Annotated in this window: 16 protein-coding genes and 1 tRNA gene; all 17 read right to left on the bottom strand. The window is 45.0% G+C overall.

The genetic code is table 11. The features are described from left to right. Positions 1–4: 4 nt before the first annotated feature. Positions 5–835: a cytochrome c biogenesis protein CcsA gene (gene ccsA / locus QMA04_RS08915; RefSeq protein WP_191715988.1), complete on the bottom strand. Its 831-nt coding sequence runs from the start codon at positions 833–835 to the stop codon at positions 5–7. 84 nt (positions 836–919) lie between these two features. Beyond that, positions 920–2,290 (bottom strand): glutamyl-tRNA reductase, encoded by a 1,371-nt coding sequence (gene hemA / locus QMA04_RS08920; RefSeq protein ID WP_191715989.1) that lies wholly within the window; start codon positions 2,288–2,290, stop codon positions 920–922. Between the two features lie 314 nt (positions 2,291–2,604). Then, positions 2,605–3,189 carry a ribosome biogenesis GTP-binding protein YihA/YsxC gene (gene yihA / locus QMA04_RS08925; RefSeq protein ID WP_191715990.1) on the bottom strand — a complete coding sequence of 195 codons (585 nt, stop codon included), beginning with the start codon at positions 3,187–3,189 and terminating at the stop codon, positions 2,605–2,607. Continuing rightward, the gene (lon, locus tag QMA04_RS08930; RefSeq protein WP_290185204.1) at positions 3,186–5,513 is read right to left on the bottom strand and encodes an endopeptidase La; all 2,328 of its coding nucleotides are present in this window, start codon (positions 5,511–5,513) and stop codon (positions 3,186–3,188) included. The genes yihA and lon overlap by 4 nt, the downstream gene beginning before the upstream one ends. 225 nt (positions 5,514–5,738) lie before the next feature. Beyond that, positions 5,739–7,010 carry an ATP-dependent protease ATP-binding subunit ClpX gene (gene clpX / locus QMA04_RS08935; RefSeq protein WP_191715992.1) on the bottom strand — a complete coding sequence of 424 codons (1,272 nt, stop codon included), beginning with the start codon at positions 7,008–7,010 and terminating at the stop codon, positions 5,739–5,741. A 173-nt stretch (positions 7,011–7,183) separates the two neighbouring features. Next, the gene (gene tig / locus QMA04_RS08940) at positions 7,184–8,470 is read right to left on the bottom strand and encodes a trigger factor (protein WP_191715993.1); all 1,287 of its coding nucleotides are present in this window, start codon (positions 8,468–8,470) and stop codon (positions 7,184–7,186) included. Positions 8,471–8,572: 102 nt separating this feature from the next. Continuing rightward, positions 8,573–9,553 (bottom strand): tetratricopeptide repeat protein, encoded by a 981-nt coding sequence (locus QMA04_RS08945; RefSeq protein ID WP_191715994.1) that lies wholly within the window; start codon positions 9,551–9,553, stop codon positions 8,573–8,575. An 87-nt stretch (positions 9,554–9,640) separates the two neighbouring features. After that, positions 9,641–9,940: a TIGR04104 family putative zinc finger protein gene (locus QMA04_RS08950; RefSeq protein ID WP_290185207.1), complete on the bottom strand. Its 300-nt coding sequence runs from the start codon at positions 9,938–9,940 to the stop codon at positions 9,641–9,643. A gap of 205 nt (positions 9,941–10,145) precedes the next feature. Then, positions 10,146–10,219, bottom strand: a tRNA-Arg gene (locus QMA04_RS08955). A gap of 144 nt (positions 10,220–10,363) precedes the next feature. Beyond that, a complete protein-coding gene (locus QMA04_RS08960) occupies positions 10,364–10,969 on the bottom strand; it encodes an XTP/dITP diphosphatase (RefSeq protein ID WP_290185209.1) in 606 nt (201 codons plus the stop codon). Next, entirely contained in the window at positions 10,966–11,715 is a 750-nt protein-coding gene (gene rph / locus QMA04_RS08965; protein WP_290185211.1) for a ribonuclease PH, read from the bottom strand. Before rph ends, QMA04_RS08960 begins: the two co-directional genes overlap by 4 nt. 77 nt (positions 11,716–11,792) lie before the next feature. Beyond that, positions 11,793–12,596 carry a glutamate racemase gene (gene racE / locus QMA04_RS08970; protein WP_191716075.1) on the bottom strand — a complete coding sequence of 268 codons (804 nt, stop codon included), beginning with the start codon at positions 12,594–12,596 and terminating at the stop codon, positions 11,793–11,795. A 16-nt stretch (positions 12,597–12,612) separates the two neighbouring features. After that, a complete protein-coding gene (locus QMA04_RS08975; RefSeq protein WP_191715998.1) occupies positions 12,613–13,065 on the bottom strand; it encodes a MarR family winged helix-turn-helix transcriptional regulator in 453 nt (150 codons plus the stop codon). A gap of 74 nt (positions 13,066–13,139) precedes the next feature. Beyond that, positions 13,140–13,607 (bottom strand): acyl-CoA thioesterase, encoded by a 468-nt coding sequence (locus QMA04_RS08980; protein WP_191715999.1) that lies wholly within the window; start codon positions 13,605–13,607, stop codon positions 13,140–13,142. A gap of 123 nt (positions 13,608–13,730) precedes the next feature. Further along, positions 13,731–14,501, bottom strand: coding sequence for a succinate dehydrogenase iron-sulfur subunit (gene sdhB / locus QMA04_RS08985; RefSeq protein WP_290185214.1), 771 nt, complete (start codon positions 14,499–14,501; stop codon positions 13,731–13,733). A gap of 22 nt (positions 14,502–14,523) precedes the next feature. Then, positions 14,524–16,272 carry a succinate dehydrogenase flavoprotein subunit gene (gene sdhA, locus QMA04_RS08990; RefSeq protein WP_191716001.1) on the bottom strand — a complete coding sequence of 583 codons (1,749 nt, stop codon included), beginning with the start codon at positions 16,270–16,272 and terminating at the stop codon, positions 14,524–14,526. A 45-nt stretch (positions 16,273–16,317) separates the two neighbouring features. Continuing rightward, positions 16,318–16,932, bottom strand: a complete 615-nt coding sequence (locus tag QMA04_RS08995; RefSeq protein ID WP_191716002.1) for a succinate dehydrogenase cytochrome b558 subunit — start codon at positions 16,930–16,932, stop codon at positions 16,318–16,320. Positions 16,933–17,268: the final 336 nt, after the last annotated feature.

Genomic DNA, 17,268 nt, shown 5'->3' on the forward strand with positions numbered 1-17,268 from the left:
TTCTTTAATACCAAAAATGAAATTCAGATAATCGGCTGCCTAAAAAGAAATTGATCAGCAGCAATAAAAATGCATACGTATGTGCCAGCGCGTAATTCATCCCATTCAATGAGCCTTTGCGGTGCCACCACAGCACAAAGCTGTAGACCACCAGCAAGATGAACGATCCGACAATCTTCATGTCGAAGATAGAAAATGCAGCAAGTGAAATAAATGCCCATTGCAGCCCGAGCACCAATGACACGAACAGCAGCGAAATCCCGACGAGAATCGAAATCGTCATAAATTGCTGTGTTTGGCTGAGTGACGGCAAGCTGCTCCATTGCTTTGTCCATTTTTTCTGCTTCAATAATCGGTAAAGGATCATGTGAAGCGCCGAAAAAACGAATGACAAGGAAAATGCCACATAGGATAAAATCGCGAAACTGATATGGATGAACAATAATTCCGAGACCAGCGATTCCCCGACAGGCGAACGCTCGATCTGGACCGGCGCGAAGGTGTGGATCGTCATGAAGATGAATCCAATGATGTTGATGAAGAATACAGCAAAATCAAAACGGTAGAAAATCCTCAATACGAGCGACAACGTCACCAGCAACCAGGCATAAAAATAAATGCCTTCGAATAAAGTCAGTATCGGAAATCGCTGAGTCTCAACGATATACAGCACCAGGAAGACCGTCTGCAGCACCCATACAATGCCGAGCAGCGTCATGGCTATCCGGCTGGCCCTTTTCTCTTTATATAAGTAATCTATAAAATAAAAAACAAGGCTGACAGCATATAGTATAACCATAGCTTCGTGCAGCCTTGCCATTGTTATATCAGCCATCCCATTCCCCTTCGTTTCCATAGTTAAAGGCGTTCCGTCTCTACATTTTAACATATAGATCCGAAAACGCCTCTTTAAGAAAGCTTAAAATGAATATTTGGGAGTTTCAGTTGCTTGTTGGGTTTCGAGAACGGCTTTTTCCGTTTTCTTTTGTGCAGCTTGCGACTGCTTTTCAATTTCTTTTTCAACGTCTTCTTCGATCCCGAAAATTTGCATGAATAATTCCAATTGTTCACGTGACTTAGGCGCTCCGCCCATTTCTTTCGCTTGCAGAATCGGATCTTTCAACAATTGATTGATAATCGATTTGGTGTGTTTGTTGAGAATTTTCTTTTCACGGTCAGTCAGATCCGGCATTTTGTTTTCAATGCTTGCCATGGTCTCAGCCTGTATGCCAAGCGCTTTTTGGCGCAGCGCAGAAATTACCGGAACAACGCCAAGCGTTGTCAGCCAGTCGTTGAACTGAAGTGCTTCCTGATCGATCATGGTCATGATTTGGCCAGCCGCGCGTTCACGTTCTGCCAAATTCGCTTCTACGATGCCTTGCATGTCATCAATGTCGTACAAGAAGACATTCGGCAAGTCGCCGATGCGTGGATCCATATCACGTGGAACTGCGATATCCACCATGAATAACGGTTTGCCTTTGCGTAGTTTTTCCACAAACTGCATCAATTCAAGATCGATGACAAAGTCAGTCGAGCCGGTTGATGAAATCAGAATGTCCGCTTCCAGCAATGCGCATTGCAATTGGTTCAACGGTTTTGCATTGCCGCCGAATTTGTCTGCCAACAGTTCCGCTTTCTCGAATGTACGGTTAATGACAGTGATACGGTCAGCTCCGCTCCCCTGCAAGTTCTTGATGGCCAATTCACCCATTTTTCCGGCACCTAAAATAACAACATGTTTGTTTTTAAGCGTACCAAAAATCTTCTTGCCGAGTTCAACTGCTGCATACGATACCGACACGGCATTTTCGCCGATGGCCGTTTCAGAATGCGCTCTTTTCGCCAATGTAACAGCTTGCTTGAACAATTGATTAAACACCGTACCTGTAGTGCCGTGCTCTTGGCCTGCAAGGAAACTGTTTTTTACTTGCCCAAGAATCTGTGTTTCACCCAATACCATTGAGTCGATGCCGGCTGTTACACGGAATAAGTGTTCAATTGCCTGATCTTGCTCATGGACAAATAAATACTGGGAAATGGCTTCTTGCGGCAAGCCAAAATAGTCAGCAAGAAATTGCTTCACATAATACTTCCCAGTGTGAAGCTGATCCACGACCGCATAGATTTCCGTCCGGTTACAAGTGGACACGATCACGTTCTCCAATATGCTTTTTTGTTCTTTTAACGCCTGCATCGCCTGTGGCAGCTCATTTTCAATAAATGAAAGCTTTTCGCGAATCTCCACGGGTGCAGAGCGATAATTCACCCCGACTACTAATGTATGCATGGGTACAAAACACCTTTCACGTTCATATTTCCTCTAGATTTAGTATACCACTTATCATCTTTAAAATGCCTTTGAATTTGTGAACAAGGCATGAATATAGTCCTTATTTATAATTATTATAAATTAATAGTAGCAAAGGTGTCTGACGTCTACAAGTATAACGCTCTTAGTCGGAATTACCTGTCAACTCAAACTATCGCGAGAGATGGATTCGCTTCAGGCGGGTGATTGAAGAGAAGTTAGGCAAAGGGAAATCTATGGAAGAAGGAGCTATTTCCAATAAAAAAAGCACAGCCCGGAGGCTGCGCTTGAATTTATTGCATTCTGCTTTCGATTTCTTTCCAGGCTTCGTCTTTGCCGAGACCGGTTTCAGACGAAAAAATGATCAATGGATCGGTTTTATCCATATCCAATGTGGTGCGCACAATTTTCTTGTGCTTGTCCCATTTGCCTTTTGGAATTTTATCCGCTTTGGTCGCGATAATGATGCATGGAATGCCGTAATGCTTCATGAAATCATACATCGCGATATCGTCTCTGCTTGGCGGATGGCGCAAGTCGACGATTTGGATCACAGCACGCAATGGTTCGCGGTCTGTGATGTACCTTTCAATCATCTTGCCCCATGCTTCCCGTTCGCTTTTTGATACTTTGGCATAGCCGTATCCGGGAACATCGACATAGAACAGCTTTTCTTCAATTTTATAGAAGTTCAAGGTCTGTGTCTTGCCGGGTTTAGATGAGATGCGCGCCATGCTTTTGCGCCCGATCATTTTGTTGATGAAAGACGATTTCCCGACGTTTGAACGTCCGGCTAAAGCGAATTCCGGTAAACCGTCTTCCGGATATTGATCCGGACGGACGGCACTGATGACTAGTTCTACATGATTAACTTTCATTCATTTTCTCCTTCTAAGGCAATTTCCAATGCCTCATCCGCTTGAGAAACCAGTTTAAAGGTCAACTCTTCACGGATTGTTTCTGGTATATCTTCCAGGTCACGCTCGTTATCAAGCGGCAAGATGATGGTTTTCAATCCAGCACGGTGCGCACTCAAGGTTTTTTCCTTGATTCCGCCGATTGGCAGAACGCGTCCGCGCAAGGTGATTTCACCCGTCATGCCGACTTCACGGCGGATCGGACGTTTCGTTAAAGCAGATACCAAAGCTGTCGCGATGGTAATCCCCGCTGAAGGGCCGTCTTTTGGAACAGCGCCTTCTGGAACGTGGATATGGATATCGTGCGATTCATGGAAATTCGGATCGATCCCCAGAGATTCAGCACGGGCACGGACAAACGACAATGCCGTTTGTGCAGATTCCTTCATGACGTCTCCCAGTTTACCGGTCAACTGCAATTTGCCTTTGCCGGCCGACAGCGAAACTTCGATTTGAAGTGTATCTCCGCCGACTGTGGTATAGGCAAGGCCAGTTGCCACGCCGATTTGGTTTTCCGTTTCAGCCATGCCGTAACGGAATTTGCGTTTTCCAAGGTACGATTCCACTTCTTCTGCGCCGACTTTCACTTGGTCTTTCTCTTTTGAGACAATTTGCTTGGTTACTTTGCGGCAGATTGAAGCGATTTGGCGTTCCAGTCCACGGACACCCGCTTCGCGCGTATAATAGCGGACGATATTAAGCAAGGCTTCGTCATCAAACTGCAACTGTTCTTCCGTCAAACCATGTTCTTTCAATTGCTTCGGCGCCAAATGGTTTTTAGCGATCATTTGTTTTTCGACTTCTGTGTAGCCCGCAATTGAAATGACTTCCATACGGTCACGCAGCGGTCCAGGAATTGATCCTAAATCATTGGCTGTCGCGATGAAAAGCACATTGGAAAGATCATACGTTTCTTCAATGTAATGGTCACTGAACGAATTATTCTGTTCTGGATCCAATACTTCCAGCATCGCCGAAGATGGATCGCCGCGGAAATCATTCGACATCTTATCGATTTCATCCAACAGGAAGACCGGGTTAACGGTTCCCGCTTTTTTCATTCCTTGTATGATACGGCCTGGCATCGCACCGACATACGTCCGGCGATGGCCTCGGATTTCCGATTCATCGCGGACGCCGCCAAGTGAAACGCGGACAAATTTGCGGTCCAGGGATTCGGCGATCGATTTCGCCAAGGACGTTTTCCCGACACCCGGAGGTCCGACCAGACAAAGAATTGGGCCACGCAATGAATTGGTCATCTGCTGGACAGCCAAGTATTCCAGTACGCGTTCTTTGACGCTTTCTAGTCCATCATGGTCACGGTCCAACACTTCTTCTGCGTATTTGATATCCAGACGATCATCTGTCGCTTCCGACCACGGAATCGTTACCAACCACTCGATATAATTGCGGATAATGCCGCTTTCTGCAGCTGCAGAAGGAAGTTTCTCGTAACGGTCCAGTTCTTTGAAAGCCACTTTTTGAGTAGATTCCGGCATTTTCGCTTCTTCGATCCGTTTTTTCAGATCGACCACTTCAGCTGATTTGCCGTCTTTGTCGCCAAGTTCCGTTTGGATCGCTTTCATCTGCTCGCGCAAATAAAATTCTTTTTGCGTCTGCTCCATCGCTTTTTTCACACGAAGGTTGATCCGTTTTTCCAGATCTACGACTTCCTGTTCACTATGGAGACGGGTAATCAAAAGCTCTAAGCGTTTGCTGATATCGAATGTTTCCAAAACTTCCTGCTTGGCAGCCACTTTCATCGAAAGATGGGAAGCGACCATATCCGCCAAGCGGCCAGGCTCTTCAATATCAGCAACGGTATTATACGTTTCTGTGCTGACTTTTTTCGAGCTCTTCGCGTAGTTCTCAAAATGCTCAAGCAACAAACGCATTAGGGCGTCTTGTTCTGCATCTCTTTCTGTTTCGTCCGGGAAAGAAGTCACTTCAACAATCGTGAAGTCCTCCCCTTCCTCGTAGTTCTTCATTTGTCCGCGTTCCAAACCTTCAACCAGTACACGGATTGTGCCATTCGGCAATTTCAGCATCTGCTTGACATATGCCAGCGTACCGATTTTGTGGAGATCGTCTTTCTCCGGCTGCTCTGTACTCATGTCTTTTTGAGTTGCCAAAAAGATGATGTTGTCATCCAGCAATGCCTGTTCCAATGCAGCCACCGAACGCTCACGGCCTACATCTATATGCAATACCATCGTCGGGAATACAAGAAGTCCGCGCAATGGCAGTAATGGCACACTTTTCGTCACTTTTTTCTTCGCCATCTGGGAAGTCACCTCCGGGAATATTTTCAACAAGAAACAATCGTAAGTAAGTTTTAAGGTTATAAGACATATCGCAGCCTTGACAGGTGCTTCCGCTTTTCTAATAAAAACGGGCCAACTCCGAAATGCGCGGATGCGCACGATCAGAGTCAGCCCGTATCATCCTTTTGATTGGTTCAACTGCCACTCAGTGAGACTTTTCCACTGCGTGAAGTTCCACTCATTTTACGCGGATGTTTTCTCATTATTGTCGTTGACGAATACGGAGCCATCTTCCAAAATCAGTTTAGGCTGTACGCTATCCGCAACAGTTTCTTTTGTGATGACACATTCAACGATGTCTTCACGTGAAGGCAGGTCAAACATCACTTCAAGCATGATATTCTCGATAATTGAACGAAGTCCACGGGCACCGGTTTTGCGTTCAATTGCCAATTTCGCAATTTCAACAAGTGCACCAGGCTCGAAAGTCAATTTAACGCCATCAAGTTCCATCATCTTCTGATATTGCTTGATCAATGCATTCTTCGGTTCAGTCAAGATTTCAACCAAAGCTTTTTCATCCAATTGCTCAAGGCTTGCCAATACAGGCAAACGGCCGATGAACTCTGGAATCAAACCAAATTTCAACAGATCTTCCGGAATCAATTGGCTAAGCAATGATTTCTCATCCAATTCTTCCTTGTTCGGATCTGCACCGAAACCGATGATTTTATTGCCGAGACGGCGTTTGATGATTTGGTCTACTCCATCGAAAGCACCGCCTACGATGAACAGAACGTTCGTCGTATCGATTTGGATGAATTCCTGATGTGGATGCTTGCGTCCGCCCTGAGGTGGAACACTTGCAGTGGTTCCTTCCAAAATCTTCAGAAGGGCCTGCTGTACGCCTTCACCGGAAACATCGCGTGTAATCGATGGGTTTTCGGATTTGCGTGCCACTTTGTCGATCTCATCAATATAGATGATTCCTTTTTCTGCGCGCTCCACATCATAGTCTGCAGCTTGGATCAGCTTTAGTAGAATGTTTTCTACGTCTTCTCCGACATAACCAGCTTCAGTCAATGAAGTTGCGTCTGCAATCGCAAACGGCACATTCAGAATACGGGCCAAAGTTTGTGCAAGCAAGGTTTTCCCGCTTCCTGTTGGTCCGATCAAGACAATATTAGATTTCGACAACTCGACATCATCGATTTTGCTGTTTGAGTTGACGCGTTTGTAGTGGTTATAAACTGCTACAGCCAACGATTTCTTCGCTTTTTCCTGGCCGATGACATAGCCATTTAAAATATCCAGAATTTCTTTTGGCTTAGGCACTTCTTTGAATTCTACTTCTTCGTCTGTACCAAGCTCTTCTTCTACGATTTCCGTACAAAGCTCAATACATTCGTCACAAATATAAACACCTGGTCCTGCGACCAGTTTACGAACTTGCTCCTGTGGTTTACCACAAAATGAACATTTTAAATGCTCTTTCTCGTCATTGAATTTGAACAATGTATTCACCCCTATTCAAGCCATTATCTTACAAGATTATCGTAATTGTAGCAACTAATTAGATTCACAGTCAATTTCTTGGCATCCTAAGTATAATTCCAGTGTTCTATGTAGTGGAAAACAAGGTGCGTCTCCGCACCTTGTTTCCTAATTCTTTATATGTTGCTTATGTGTTATTCAGCGATTTTAGCGTTGTCCACTAGGAACTCAACTGTGTTCTGCATGCGGATATCGTTCTCAAGCATTTCAGTTCCACCTAGAGCTGTTTTGATCTGTTCAATGTCCATGTTGAATTGACCAGCCATTTTTTCAAGCTCTTTGTCGATGTCTTCTGAAGTAACTTGCATGTTTTCAGCTTCAGCAATAGCTTCAAGTGTCAATGAAACGCGTACGCGTGTTTCAGCATCACCGTGCATTTGCTCACGAAGTGCAGCTTCGTCTTGCCCAGAGAACTGGAAGTATAATTCAAGGTTCATGCCTTGTTGAGTCAAACGTTGTTCGAAATCACTCATCATACGGTCCATTTCTGTGTGGATCATTGCATGAGGAATATCGATTGTTGCGTTTTCAGCAGCTTTTTGAACCAATTCGTCGCGAAGCGTTGCATCAGCAGCAGATTTCTTCTCAGCAATCAGGCTTTCTTTCATTTTCGTGCGAAGCGCTTCAAGGCTTTCCACTTCAGGGTCGATTTCTTTAGCGAACTCGTCGTTCAACTCTGGAAGTTCCTTGCCTTTAACTTCGTTTACTTTCACTTTGAATGTTGCAGCTTTGCCTGCAAGTTCAGCAGCGTGGTATTCTTCTGGGAAAGTGACTTCAACGTCTTTTTCTTCTCCAGCTTTAACGCCTACCAATTGCTCTTCAAATCCAGGGATGAAAGAGTTTGATCCGATTTCAAGGGAATAATCATTTCCTTGGCCGCCTTCAAAAGCTTCTCCATCAACAAATCCTTCGAAATCGATAACAGCTGTATCGCCTTCAACGATTGCTTCGTCTTCTTTAACAGTCAACTCAGCCATACGCTCCTGGTTTTCTTTCAACTGGTTTTCGATGTCTTCGTCAGTCACTTCAGTATCAGGTTTCGATGCTTCAAGACCTTTGTATTCGCCAAGCTCAACTTCTGGTTTTACAATCACTTTCGCTGTAAATACAAGAGGCTGGCCTTTTTCGATTGTTTCAATGTCGATTTCAGGACGGTCAACCGGGTTGATTCCTGCTTCTTCAACTGCATTCGCGTAAGCGTCAGGCAAGATGAAATCCAAAGCGTCCTGGTAAAGTGATTCTACGCCAAAACGTTTTTCGAACATTTGACGAGGCATTTTTCCTTTACGGAAACCTGGTACGTTAATTTCTTTAACAACTTTCTTAAACGCTTTATCAAGACCGGCGTTTACTTCTTCTGCAGGAACTTCAACTGTAAGAACCCCTGTGTTACCTTCTTGTTTTTCCCATTTTGCTGACATATTATAAGCCCTCCAAACATTTTCTACAAAGTCATTTTACGTTTTATACGAATTTTGACAACTTCAATATTATAGCACACATGCCGACAGGTTCAACTATTTCTACCCATTGCGCATTTCGAACCAAAGTTCGGCCTGCTGAATCAGCTCGAGCAGCTTTTCGTCTTCACTGAATGAAGTCATTCCGCTGAACAGCCCTTCTGTGTAATCCATATACCCCTGCGCCACGTCTTCTTCATTATAGTCATCCCAGATGAACGGATACAATAGATAAATATGCCGTTCAAACAGTTCTTTGACCATCTCTAGACGAGTCGGATCCTTCGCCAGCTCGTTGTCGATGATAGCGGTGATTTTCCGGATTCGGCTGTTGTTCACCGGATCCGGCAATTCATTGATGCTGAATGTGCCTTGGTAATGAAATTTTCGGACGGAAACTTCCGCATCGATCTTTTCCTGGAACAGCATGAATAATATGTATGTCTTCGTCAAGAGATCGGCTTCCGGATGTTCGATGATCGCAATCAGCTTCTTCTTCAAAGCCTGATAGGAAGTCGTCGGCAAATCCAGAATCAATTGCTCTTGTTCCGCAGGGTGAAGCGCCAAAAATGTATCGATGGCGTACTTCGAAGCATCCACTTTTTCAGATGCCGCATTTGCTGCAATGCGTTCGTTCAAGTCACGCAATTGCTGGAATTGTTCCAGCCGTTCTTCCGGCAACACTTTTTCTTCTATTAGAGCTTCAATCATTTTTTCCGCTTCTTCAAATTCGCGGACTTGCATCAAAATACTTATGTATAATTCCATCGTTTCCAGGTAATGAATCGGTCCGATCTTCAATAATTCACGGCACACTTCTAGCGCTTCCTGGAATTCCCCAAGCTCATAGAGGCAATAGGCATAACCGCCGAGGGCTGCTGCGTGTTCAGGTTCATATGACAAAACTTGATATAGACTGTCACGGGCATCTTCGTACTTTTCTTCTTTTAAATAGGTCATTCCTTCAGACAACAAACGTGTTACGGTCGTCGGAAAAACAATGACATTCCCCTTGCGCTTTAAATCGCGATATTTCTTCCGCATCCTACCACCTCTTTTGTATCTCATAATCATATCATATTCCCGTTAGAGCGAAAATAAAAACCTTATTGTTGGAATAATGATTGCCCATCACCACAAAGCTTTCTGTTCGCTGGTCAGTTCCAGAAATTTTGGAATCAGGGACAGGCCAATCGCAAACAGTACAATCATCATGCCGACTGTATAAATCAATGGTAAATCCAAAATTATTGCAAATGGCAAAGGCAAAAGAATCATCCAATTGATCAGCGTCATTCGTTGCCGAGATTTTGGTGTTGCATATTGACTGTCCTTGCAATTCGGACAGCGCATGGGGCCATGGATTTTCCAGGAGGCCATGATCGACTGCTTCCAAGTCCATTGAGTTCCGCACCTTTCACATACTGGCATAAAAAAACCTCCTTATAAGTATTACGTCTTAAGCAGGATTTAGTTTCACTCTCCTTAAAATTCACGCCAAAAGCGAATATAAAAAGCCATATAGAAGCCGGTAGTTCAGAGATGAAAAATCACCTGTTGCATGCACAAAGAAACCTCCCCGCCGTTCCATGAACGATGAGGAGGTTTCTTTCGTGTACTATGTACATTCCTATAATGTCCCAGGAGGGATTCGAACCCCCGACCGACGCCTTAGAAGGGCGTTGCTCTATCCAGCTGAGCTACTGAGACCAAAGCTTTCTTAGAGTCCAGACTGTGGCGCCTGCTGATGCGGGCGGCTTCGCTTTTCTAACGAAAGACAATTTTAATTATAGAAATGATTTGAATAAAAGTCAATGCTATTTTAAAAAAACATTAAAATTAATTTACAGGCATTTATTCTTGTTTATTCATCCATGTCGGCAGGCTTTCCTGCAACTTGCGCAAAGCATTTCCTCTGTGAGAGATCGCTGCTTTTTCATGAGGCTCAAGTTCAGCCATTGCTTTATCCTGTTCAGGCACGAAGAAAATCGGATCGTAGCCAAAACCATGATTGCCTCGGCGCTCATGAAGGATCATTCCTTCGCATGACCCCGAAAAGGTTTCGGTCTTCTGACCAGGAGCTGCGACAGCCAACACACACCGAAAACGCGCTGTACGCTCGCTGTCCGGCACGCCACTCAATTTCTCGAGCACTTTGTCGATATTTGCGTCATCGCTCTTAGCGAGGCCTGCATAGCGCGCTGAGTAGACCCCCGGTTCCCCGTTCAACGCGTCAATTTCCAATCCACTGTCATCTGATATAACCGGGATGCCAAGCGCATCCGCTACAGCTTCAGCTTTCAAAATAGCATTTTCTTCAAATGTCACGCCTGTTTCTTCCACGTCCATATCCTCTGCCACGTCCCGCAAAGTCAGCACTTCATAGCCGAGTGGAGACAGCATGGTTTCGAAATCTTTGGCTTTGCCTTTGTTTTGAGTTGCGATTACAATTTTTTTCATAGTTCTGCCGGCACCTTTTCACCAACACGCAAAGCGATTTCACCCAGTGCCTCACGCTGCATGGCAATCAATTGGCTGATTCCCACTTCTCCAAGATCCAATAACTCATTCAATTGGGCACGTGTGAAAGTGGATTCTTCGCCTGTTCCCTGCAATTCCACAAAATGGCCTGCACCGGTCATCACCAAGTTCATATCAACTTCCGCACTTGAATCTTCAACGTAATTCAAGTCAAGGATCGGCCCATTTTCAGCAGAAACGCCAACACTTGTCGCTGCAAGAAAATCCGTTACCGGGAATGCCGGCAATTCTAATTTGCTGATGGCCATTGTCATCGCGATAAAAGCGCCTGTAATGGATGCTGTGCGCGTTCCACCGTCTGCCTGGATCACGTCGCAGTCAATCCATAAAGTACGCTCACCCAGCTTCTCCAGGTCGACTACAGCACGCAATGCACGGCCAATTAGGCGTTGGATCTCCATTGTGCGTCCGCCAATTTTGCCGGCTGAAGCTTCGCGGCGGTTCCGGCTGTTGGTAGCGCGCGGCAACATGGAGTACTCAGCAGTAATCCAGCCTTTGCCTTGCCCGCGTAAAAAACCGGGTACTTTATCTTCAATCGTCGCTGTACAAATGACTTTTGTCTGTCCAACAGTAATCAGAACCGAACCTTCCGGATGAATCAAGTAGTCGACGTCCACTGATACGGGACGCAGTTCGTTTGTTTGTCTATTATCTATGCGTGTCATAAAAATCCTCCTCATATATGCTCAAATAGCTTACCATATTTCCCTGACAACAACAAAAACCTGACAGCCGGAAGCCATCAGGTTTTGGGAAAGCGAATCGAATGGATCAGCGGTTCCTCAATCCCCAGCCATTTCTGGATGATGGAACCGAAAATCTGTGTAGAGCCTGATGTATAAAAACGATGCACCGGCGGCTGCTTCCATTCTGCGAATTGATCTTTATAGCTCAAGTAACGTTCTACATCCTTTGCTGTCTCTTCTGCTGAAGACAACACATGGACCGTATCACCAAGAACTTCTTCAATAAAGCCCTGCAGCAACGGATAATGGGTACAGCCTAAAATGGCGGTATCGAATTCTTCATGGGCAATTGTCGCTAACGTATCCTGGACAATGCGGTGAGCGAATTCACCTTCGTATTCATCACTTTCAACCAAAGGAACGAAACGCGGGCATGCCAGCTGCACGACGTGGGAAGCAGAAACGAGAGACAAGATTGCTTTCTCGTAGGCTCCGCTTTGCACTGTCCCTAAAGTGCCCAAAACGGCAATGTTTTTTGTTGTTGATGATTTGATTGCAGCTCTGGCTCCAGGAAAGATTACACCGATTACAGGGATCGGCAAGTGTTTCTGAAGAGAATACAGCGCTGCTGCTGTTGCGGTATTGCAAGCGATGACCAGCATTTTTATATTCTTTTTCATCAATGCATTAGCCATTTGCCACGTATAGGTCCGTACTTCCGAAAGCGGACGCGGGCCATAAGGGCACCTGGCATTATCACCGATATAGTAAATTTGCTCATTCGGCAATAGTTTCATTATTTCCTTTGCGACGGTAAGTCCACCGACTCCTGAATCAATTACTCCGATTGGCGCATTCAACGTCATCGCCTCTATCCTATTTCATGTTTGTATGCAGTTTCTCAAGCAAAGCTGCAAATTGTTCCGCTTCGTCTACTGTGAAATCCGCTAATACCGTTTTCAAATATTCCTGGCGCTTTTGAATCACTTCTTCAATGACCCGCTCGCCTTCTTTTAATAATTTGATCCGCACGACACGGCGATCCTGTTCTTCACGGATACGGACAACGAGTTCGTTCTTTTCCATGCGATCGACCAGATCCGTCGTTGTGCTGAACGCTAAATACATCTTGTTCGACAAATCGCCGATGGTCATGTCGCCATGTTCAAACAGCCATTGCAATGCAACGAATTGAGGTGGTGTAATCGTATAGGAATTCAGAATCTCCCGGCCTTTTTGCTTAATGATCCCTGAAATGTAACGCAGTTCCTTTTCCATGAATGCGATACGTTCTGAATCATGGCTGATGCCTTGCTTGTCATCATTCATTAATAATTACAACTCCTTGAAAAACCATCTTCTTCTTATAGTGAAGGTTTTTTATTGATATAGCAAGAACTCACTTATTTTTTAACGGTCGCCAACTGTTCGGCACGCAGCAATTCGATGTCTTGCTCGGACCAAGGATGGCCTTTTCCAGTCTTTTTCGAAATCTGGACGATCGTCCCTCTCCCAGTGAAACATGTTTCCTCTTTTTCGTTGACCGTCCAATAATGGACATCTGCCGAAGAAGTTCCGACACGCGCGATTTTGACGTAGACACTCAATTTTTCATCAAAAAAGACTTGCTGCACAAAATCCACTTGCATATCCGCGACGACAGGAAATAATTCATTGCCAGCTTCCAACCAGCGCTGCATCAAACCCATCTCTTTCATGAATTCAATCCGTGCAAATTCAAAATAAGCGATCGGTACCGTATTGTTCACATGACCGAACATATCGGTTTCAGAAAACCGCACTTGCACCGGAGCGGAAAAGGAAAATTCCCGGCTCCACTCATTGAAATTCTCAATATAATTTGCTTTCATCGAAAAAACCTCCACTGGCTCAACTTCTTCATTTTCCTAGTATATCAAAAACTTGAGAAAAGAGCAGGCATTTTCTAAACAGGACAAAATAAAAACCCCGCCGCAGCGGGGTTTTAGTGGATACTAGTCAACCATTCTGTCGCTTCCGAAGAAGTTCCGGAACATTTGAACAGTCGTGTCGCGGTTCAACGCTGCGATTGAAGTTGTCAAAGGAATTCCTTTTGGACAAGACTCCACACAGTTTTGAGAGTTACCGCAGCTTGCAAGTCCGCCTTCACCCATGATCGCATTCAAACGTGCATCGCGGTTCATAGAACCAGTTGGATGCGCGTTCATCAAGCGAACTTGTGAAAGTGGGGCAGCTCCGATGAAATCAGATTTATCGTTGACGTTCGGGCATGCTTCAAGACATACGCCGCAAGTCATACATTTAGACAATTCGTAAGCCCATTGGCGCTTGCGCTCAGGCATACGTGGTCCGTCTCCAAGGTCATGCGTACCATCAATCGGCACCCATGCTTTAACTTTCTTCAACGAATCGAACATCCGGCTGCGGTCAATGACAAGGTCACGGACAACAGGGAATGTCTTCATCGGCTGAAGGCGGATTGGCTGTTCCAATTGGTCAACTAAAGCAGTACACGATTGACGCGCTTTGCCATTGATGACCATCGAACATGCTCCACAAACCTCTTCCAGACAGTTCATGTCCCAGTTTACAGGAGTGGTTTTCTTCCCTTCCATGTTGACAGGGTTACGGCGAATTTCCATCAATGCCGAGATGACATTCATATTCGCTTTATATGGCAATTCGAACTTTTCCCAATACGAATTCTCATCCGTAGAGTTTCGGCGTTCGATTTCAAATATAACCGTCTTTGCTGCTTCACCCATGGTAAATTAGCTCCCTTCTAGATTATGCTTTTGCTGAGTAATCACGTTTGCGCGGTGGAATCAACGATGTATCGACTTCTTCATAGTGGAAGATAGGTGCATCATTGCCATTAAATTTAGCCATAGTCGTTTTAAGGAATTCTTCGTCATTACGATCCGGGAATTCCGGTTTGTAGTGAGCTCCGCGGCTTTCGTTACGGTTAAGCGCTCCGATTGTGATCACTCGTGCTAAATGTAGCATATTTCGCAACTGGCGTGTAAACATTGCGCCTTGGTTGCTCCAAAGCTGTGTATCAGTAATATTGATATGGTTGAAACGTTCAAGCAGTTCCTGGAGTTTTTCATCCGTCTTCTGCAAACGATCATTGTAGCGTACTACTGTTACATTGTCCGTCATCCATTCGCCAAGCTCTTTGTGGAGGACATAAGCGTTTTCTGTGCCGTTCAATGCAAGGATTTCTTCCCATTTGCGCTGCTCTTCTGCTTCGTATTTTTCATAAATAGCCGAAGGAAGATCTTCTGCCAACACATCAAGGCCATTTACATATTCAATAGCGTTTGGTCCTGCGACCATACCGCCGTAAATCGCTGAAAGCAATGAGTTCGCACCTAGACGGTTACCGCCGTGTTGAGAATAATCACATTCACCCGCTGCCAAAACGCCAGGGATGCTTGTCATTTGGTGGTCATCGACCCATAATCCACCCATTGAATAATGGACAGCCGGGAAGATTTTCATTGGTACTTTGCGAGGGTCATCACCAGTGAATTTCTCGTAGATCTCAATGATGCCGCCTAGTTTGATATCAAGCTCTTTAGGATCTTTGTGTGAAAGATCCAGGTAGACCATGTTCTCGCCATTAATGCCGAGTTTTTGGTTGACGCAGACATCGAAGATTTCACGTGTTGCAATATCACGTGGAACCAGGTTTCCGTAAGCTGGATATTTTTCTTCAAGGAAATACCAAGGCTTGCCGTCCTTGTATGTCCAAATACGTCCGCCTTCCCCACGAGCTGATTCTGACATTAAGCGCAGTTTATCGTCTCCTGGAATCGCTGTCGGGTGAATTTGGATAAATTCGCCGTTTGCGTAGTATGCACCTTGCTGATAGACGATAGAAGCCGCTGAACCTGTATTGATGACAGAGTTCGTCGATTTCCCGAAAATGATCCCCGGTCCGCCAGTTGCCATGATGATAGCATCTGCACGGAACGATTTGATTTCCATAGTCGTCATATTTTGAGCTGTGATCCCTTTGCCGACGCCTTGCTCGTCAAGAACAAGACCCAGGAATTCCCAGCCTTCGTATTTCGTGATCAGTCCGCTCACTTCGTAGCGGCGAACTTGCTCGTCCAATGCGTATAGCAATTGCTGGCCAGTTGTTGCACCGGCAAATGCTGTTCTGTGGTACATCGTTCCACCAAAGCGGCGGAAGTCCAAAAGGCCTTCCGGCGTACGGTTGAACATAACGCCCATGCGGTCAAACATCCGGATAATTCCAGGTGCTGCATCCGCCATTGCTTTTACGGGACGCTGATTCGCAAGGAAGTCGCCTCCGTATACAGTATCATCAAAGTGAATATCCGGGGAATCCCCTTCACCTTTTGTATTAACCGCTCCGTTGATCCCGCCTTGCGCACATACTGAGTGGGACCGTTTAACGGGAACGATTGAAAATAAATCGACGGAAGAACCTGCTTCTGCAACTTTAATTGCTGCCATTAGGCCAGCTAGGCCGCCACCGACGATCGTAATTTTGCCCTTCGCCATGTTAGTATTCACTCCTCTTTTAGTTCACCAATGATTGAAACATTCTTAAACGAATGCAAACAATGCTCTGATACCAATGATCGATAATACAATAAATACTAGAAGTGTGAAATATGTTGCATTTCGTTGAGATGCTTCGGATTGTGTGATTCCCCATGTAACAAGGAAAGACCAAAGTCCGTTTGATAAATGGAAGACTGCAGCCAAGACACCGACGATGTAGAATGCCAGCATGAACGGGTTGCTTAAAATGTTTTCCATCATGTTGAAATCAGCTGCAGCAGCTGCTCCGATTGCAACTTGGAATCTTGTTTCAAATACGTGCCAAGCGATGAAGACTACAAGGAAGACACCTGTATAGCGCTGTGCAACGAACAGAATGTTGCGCAAATAGCTATAATGGCCAGGATTGTTCTTCGAAGTAAACGCTATGTATAGGCCATAAAACGCATGATACAAGATTGGTAAATAGATGACAAAAATCTCCAGGAAAATGACGAATGGAAGATTAGCCATAAATTCGGATGCTTTATTGAATGACTCCACACCCTGAGTTGCAAAATGGTTGACGATTAAGTGCTGCGTTAAGAATAAACCGATAGGAATGATCCCCAACAATGAGTGCAGCCTGCGCATTAAAAATTCACGATTGTTATCCAAAATTTTACCCCCCTCAAAACATTGATTGGCAGCGTCCAGAGCAAACGAAAAATTGACGAAAGCACCTGAAGCCGCAACACCATCATGATACAAGAATATGACATATTTATTGTACTCCCCCCCTCTGAGAGCGTCAAGGCAACGAATCCCTTTTAAACAGATAGTTATTACATTAAAAAGGGGGACTTCACGCCGCATAAGGGGGAAAACCTATGTGAATGTAACCGTTTTATTAGATTTATGCGAAAAAGCGATTCTCTAATTGAGAATCGCTTTTTCAGCTGTTTCTGCTGTATTCCACTGTTGTCGGGATTATCGCAGCATTGCTATTGAGAA

This window comes from Planococcus sp. APC 3900, assembly GCF_030407735.1.
In the GTDB taxonomy this organism is placed as follows: Bacteria; Bacillota; Bacilli; order Bacillales_A; family Planococcaceae; genus Planococcus; species Planococcus notacanthi.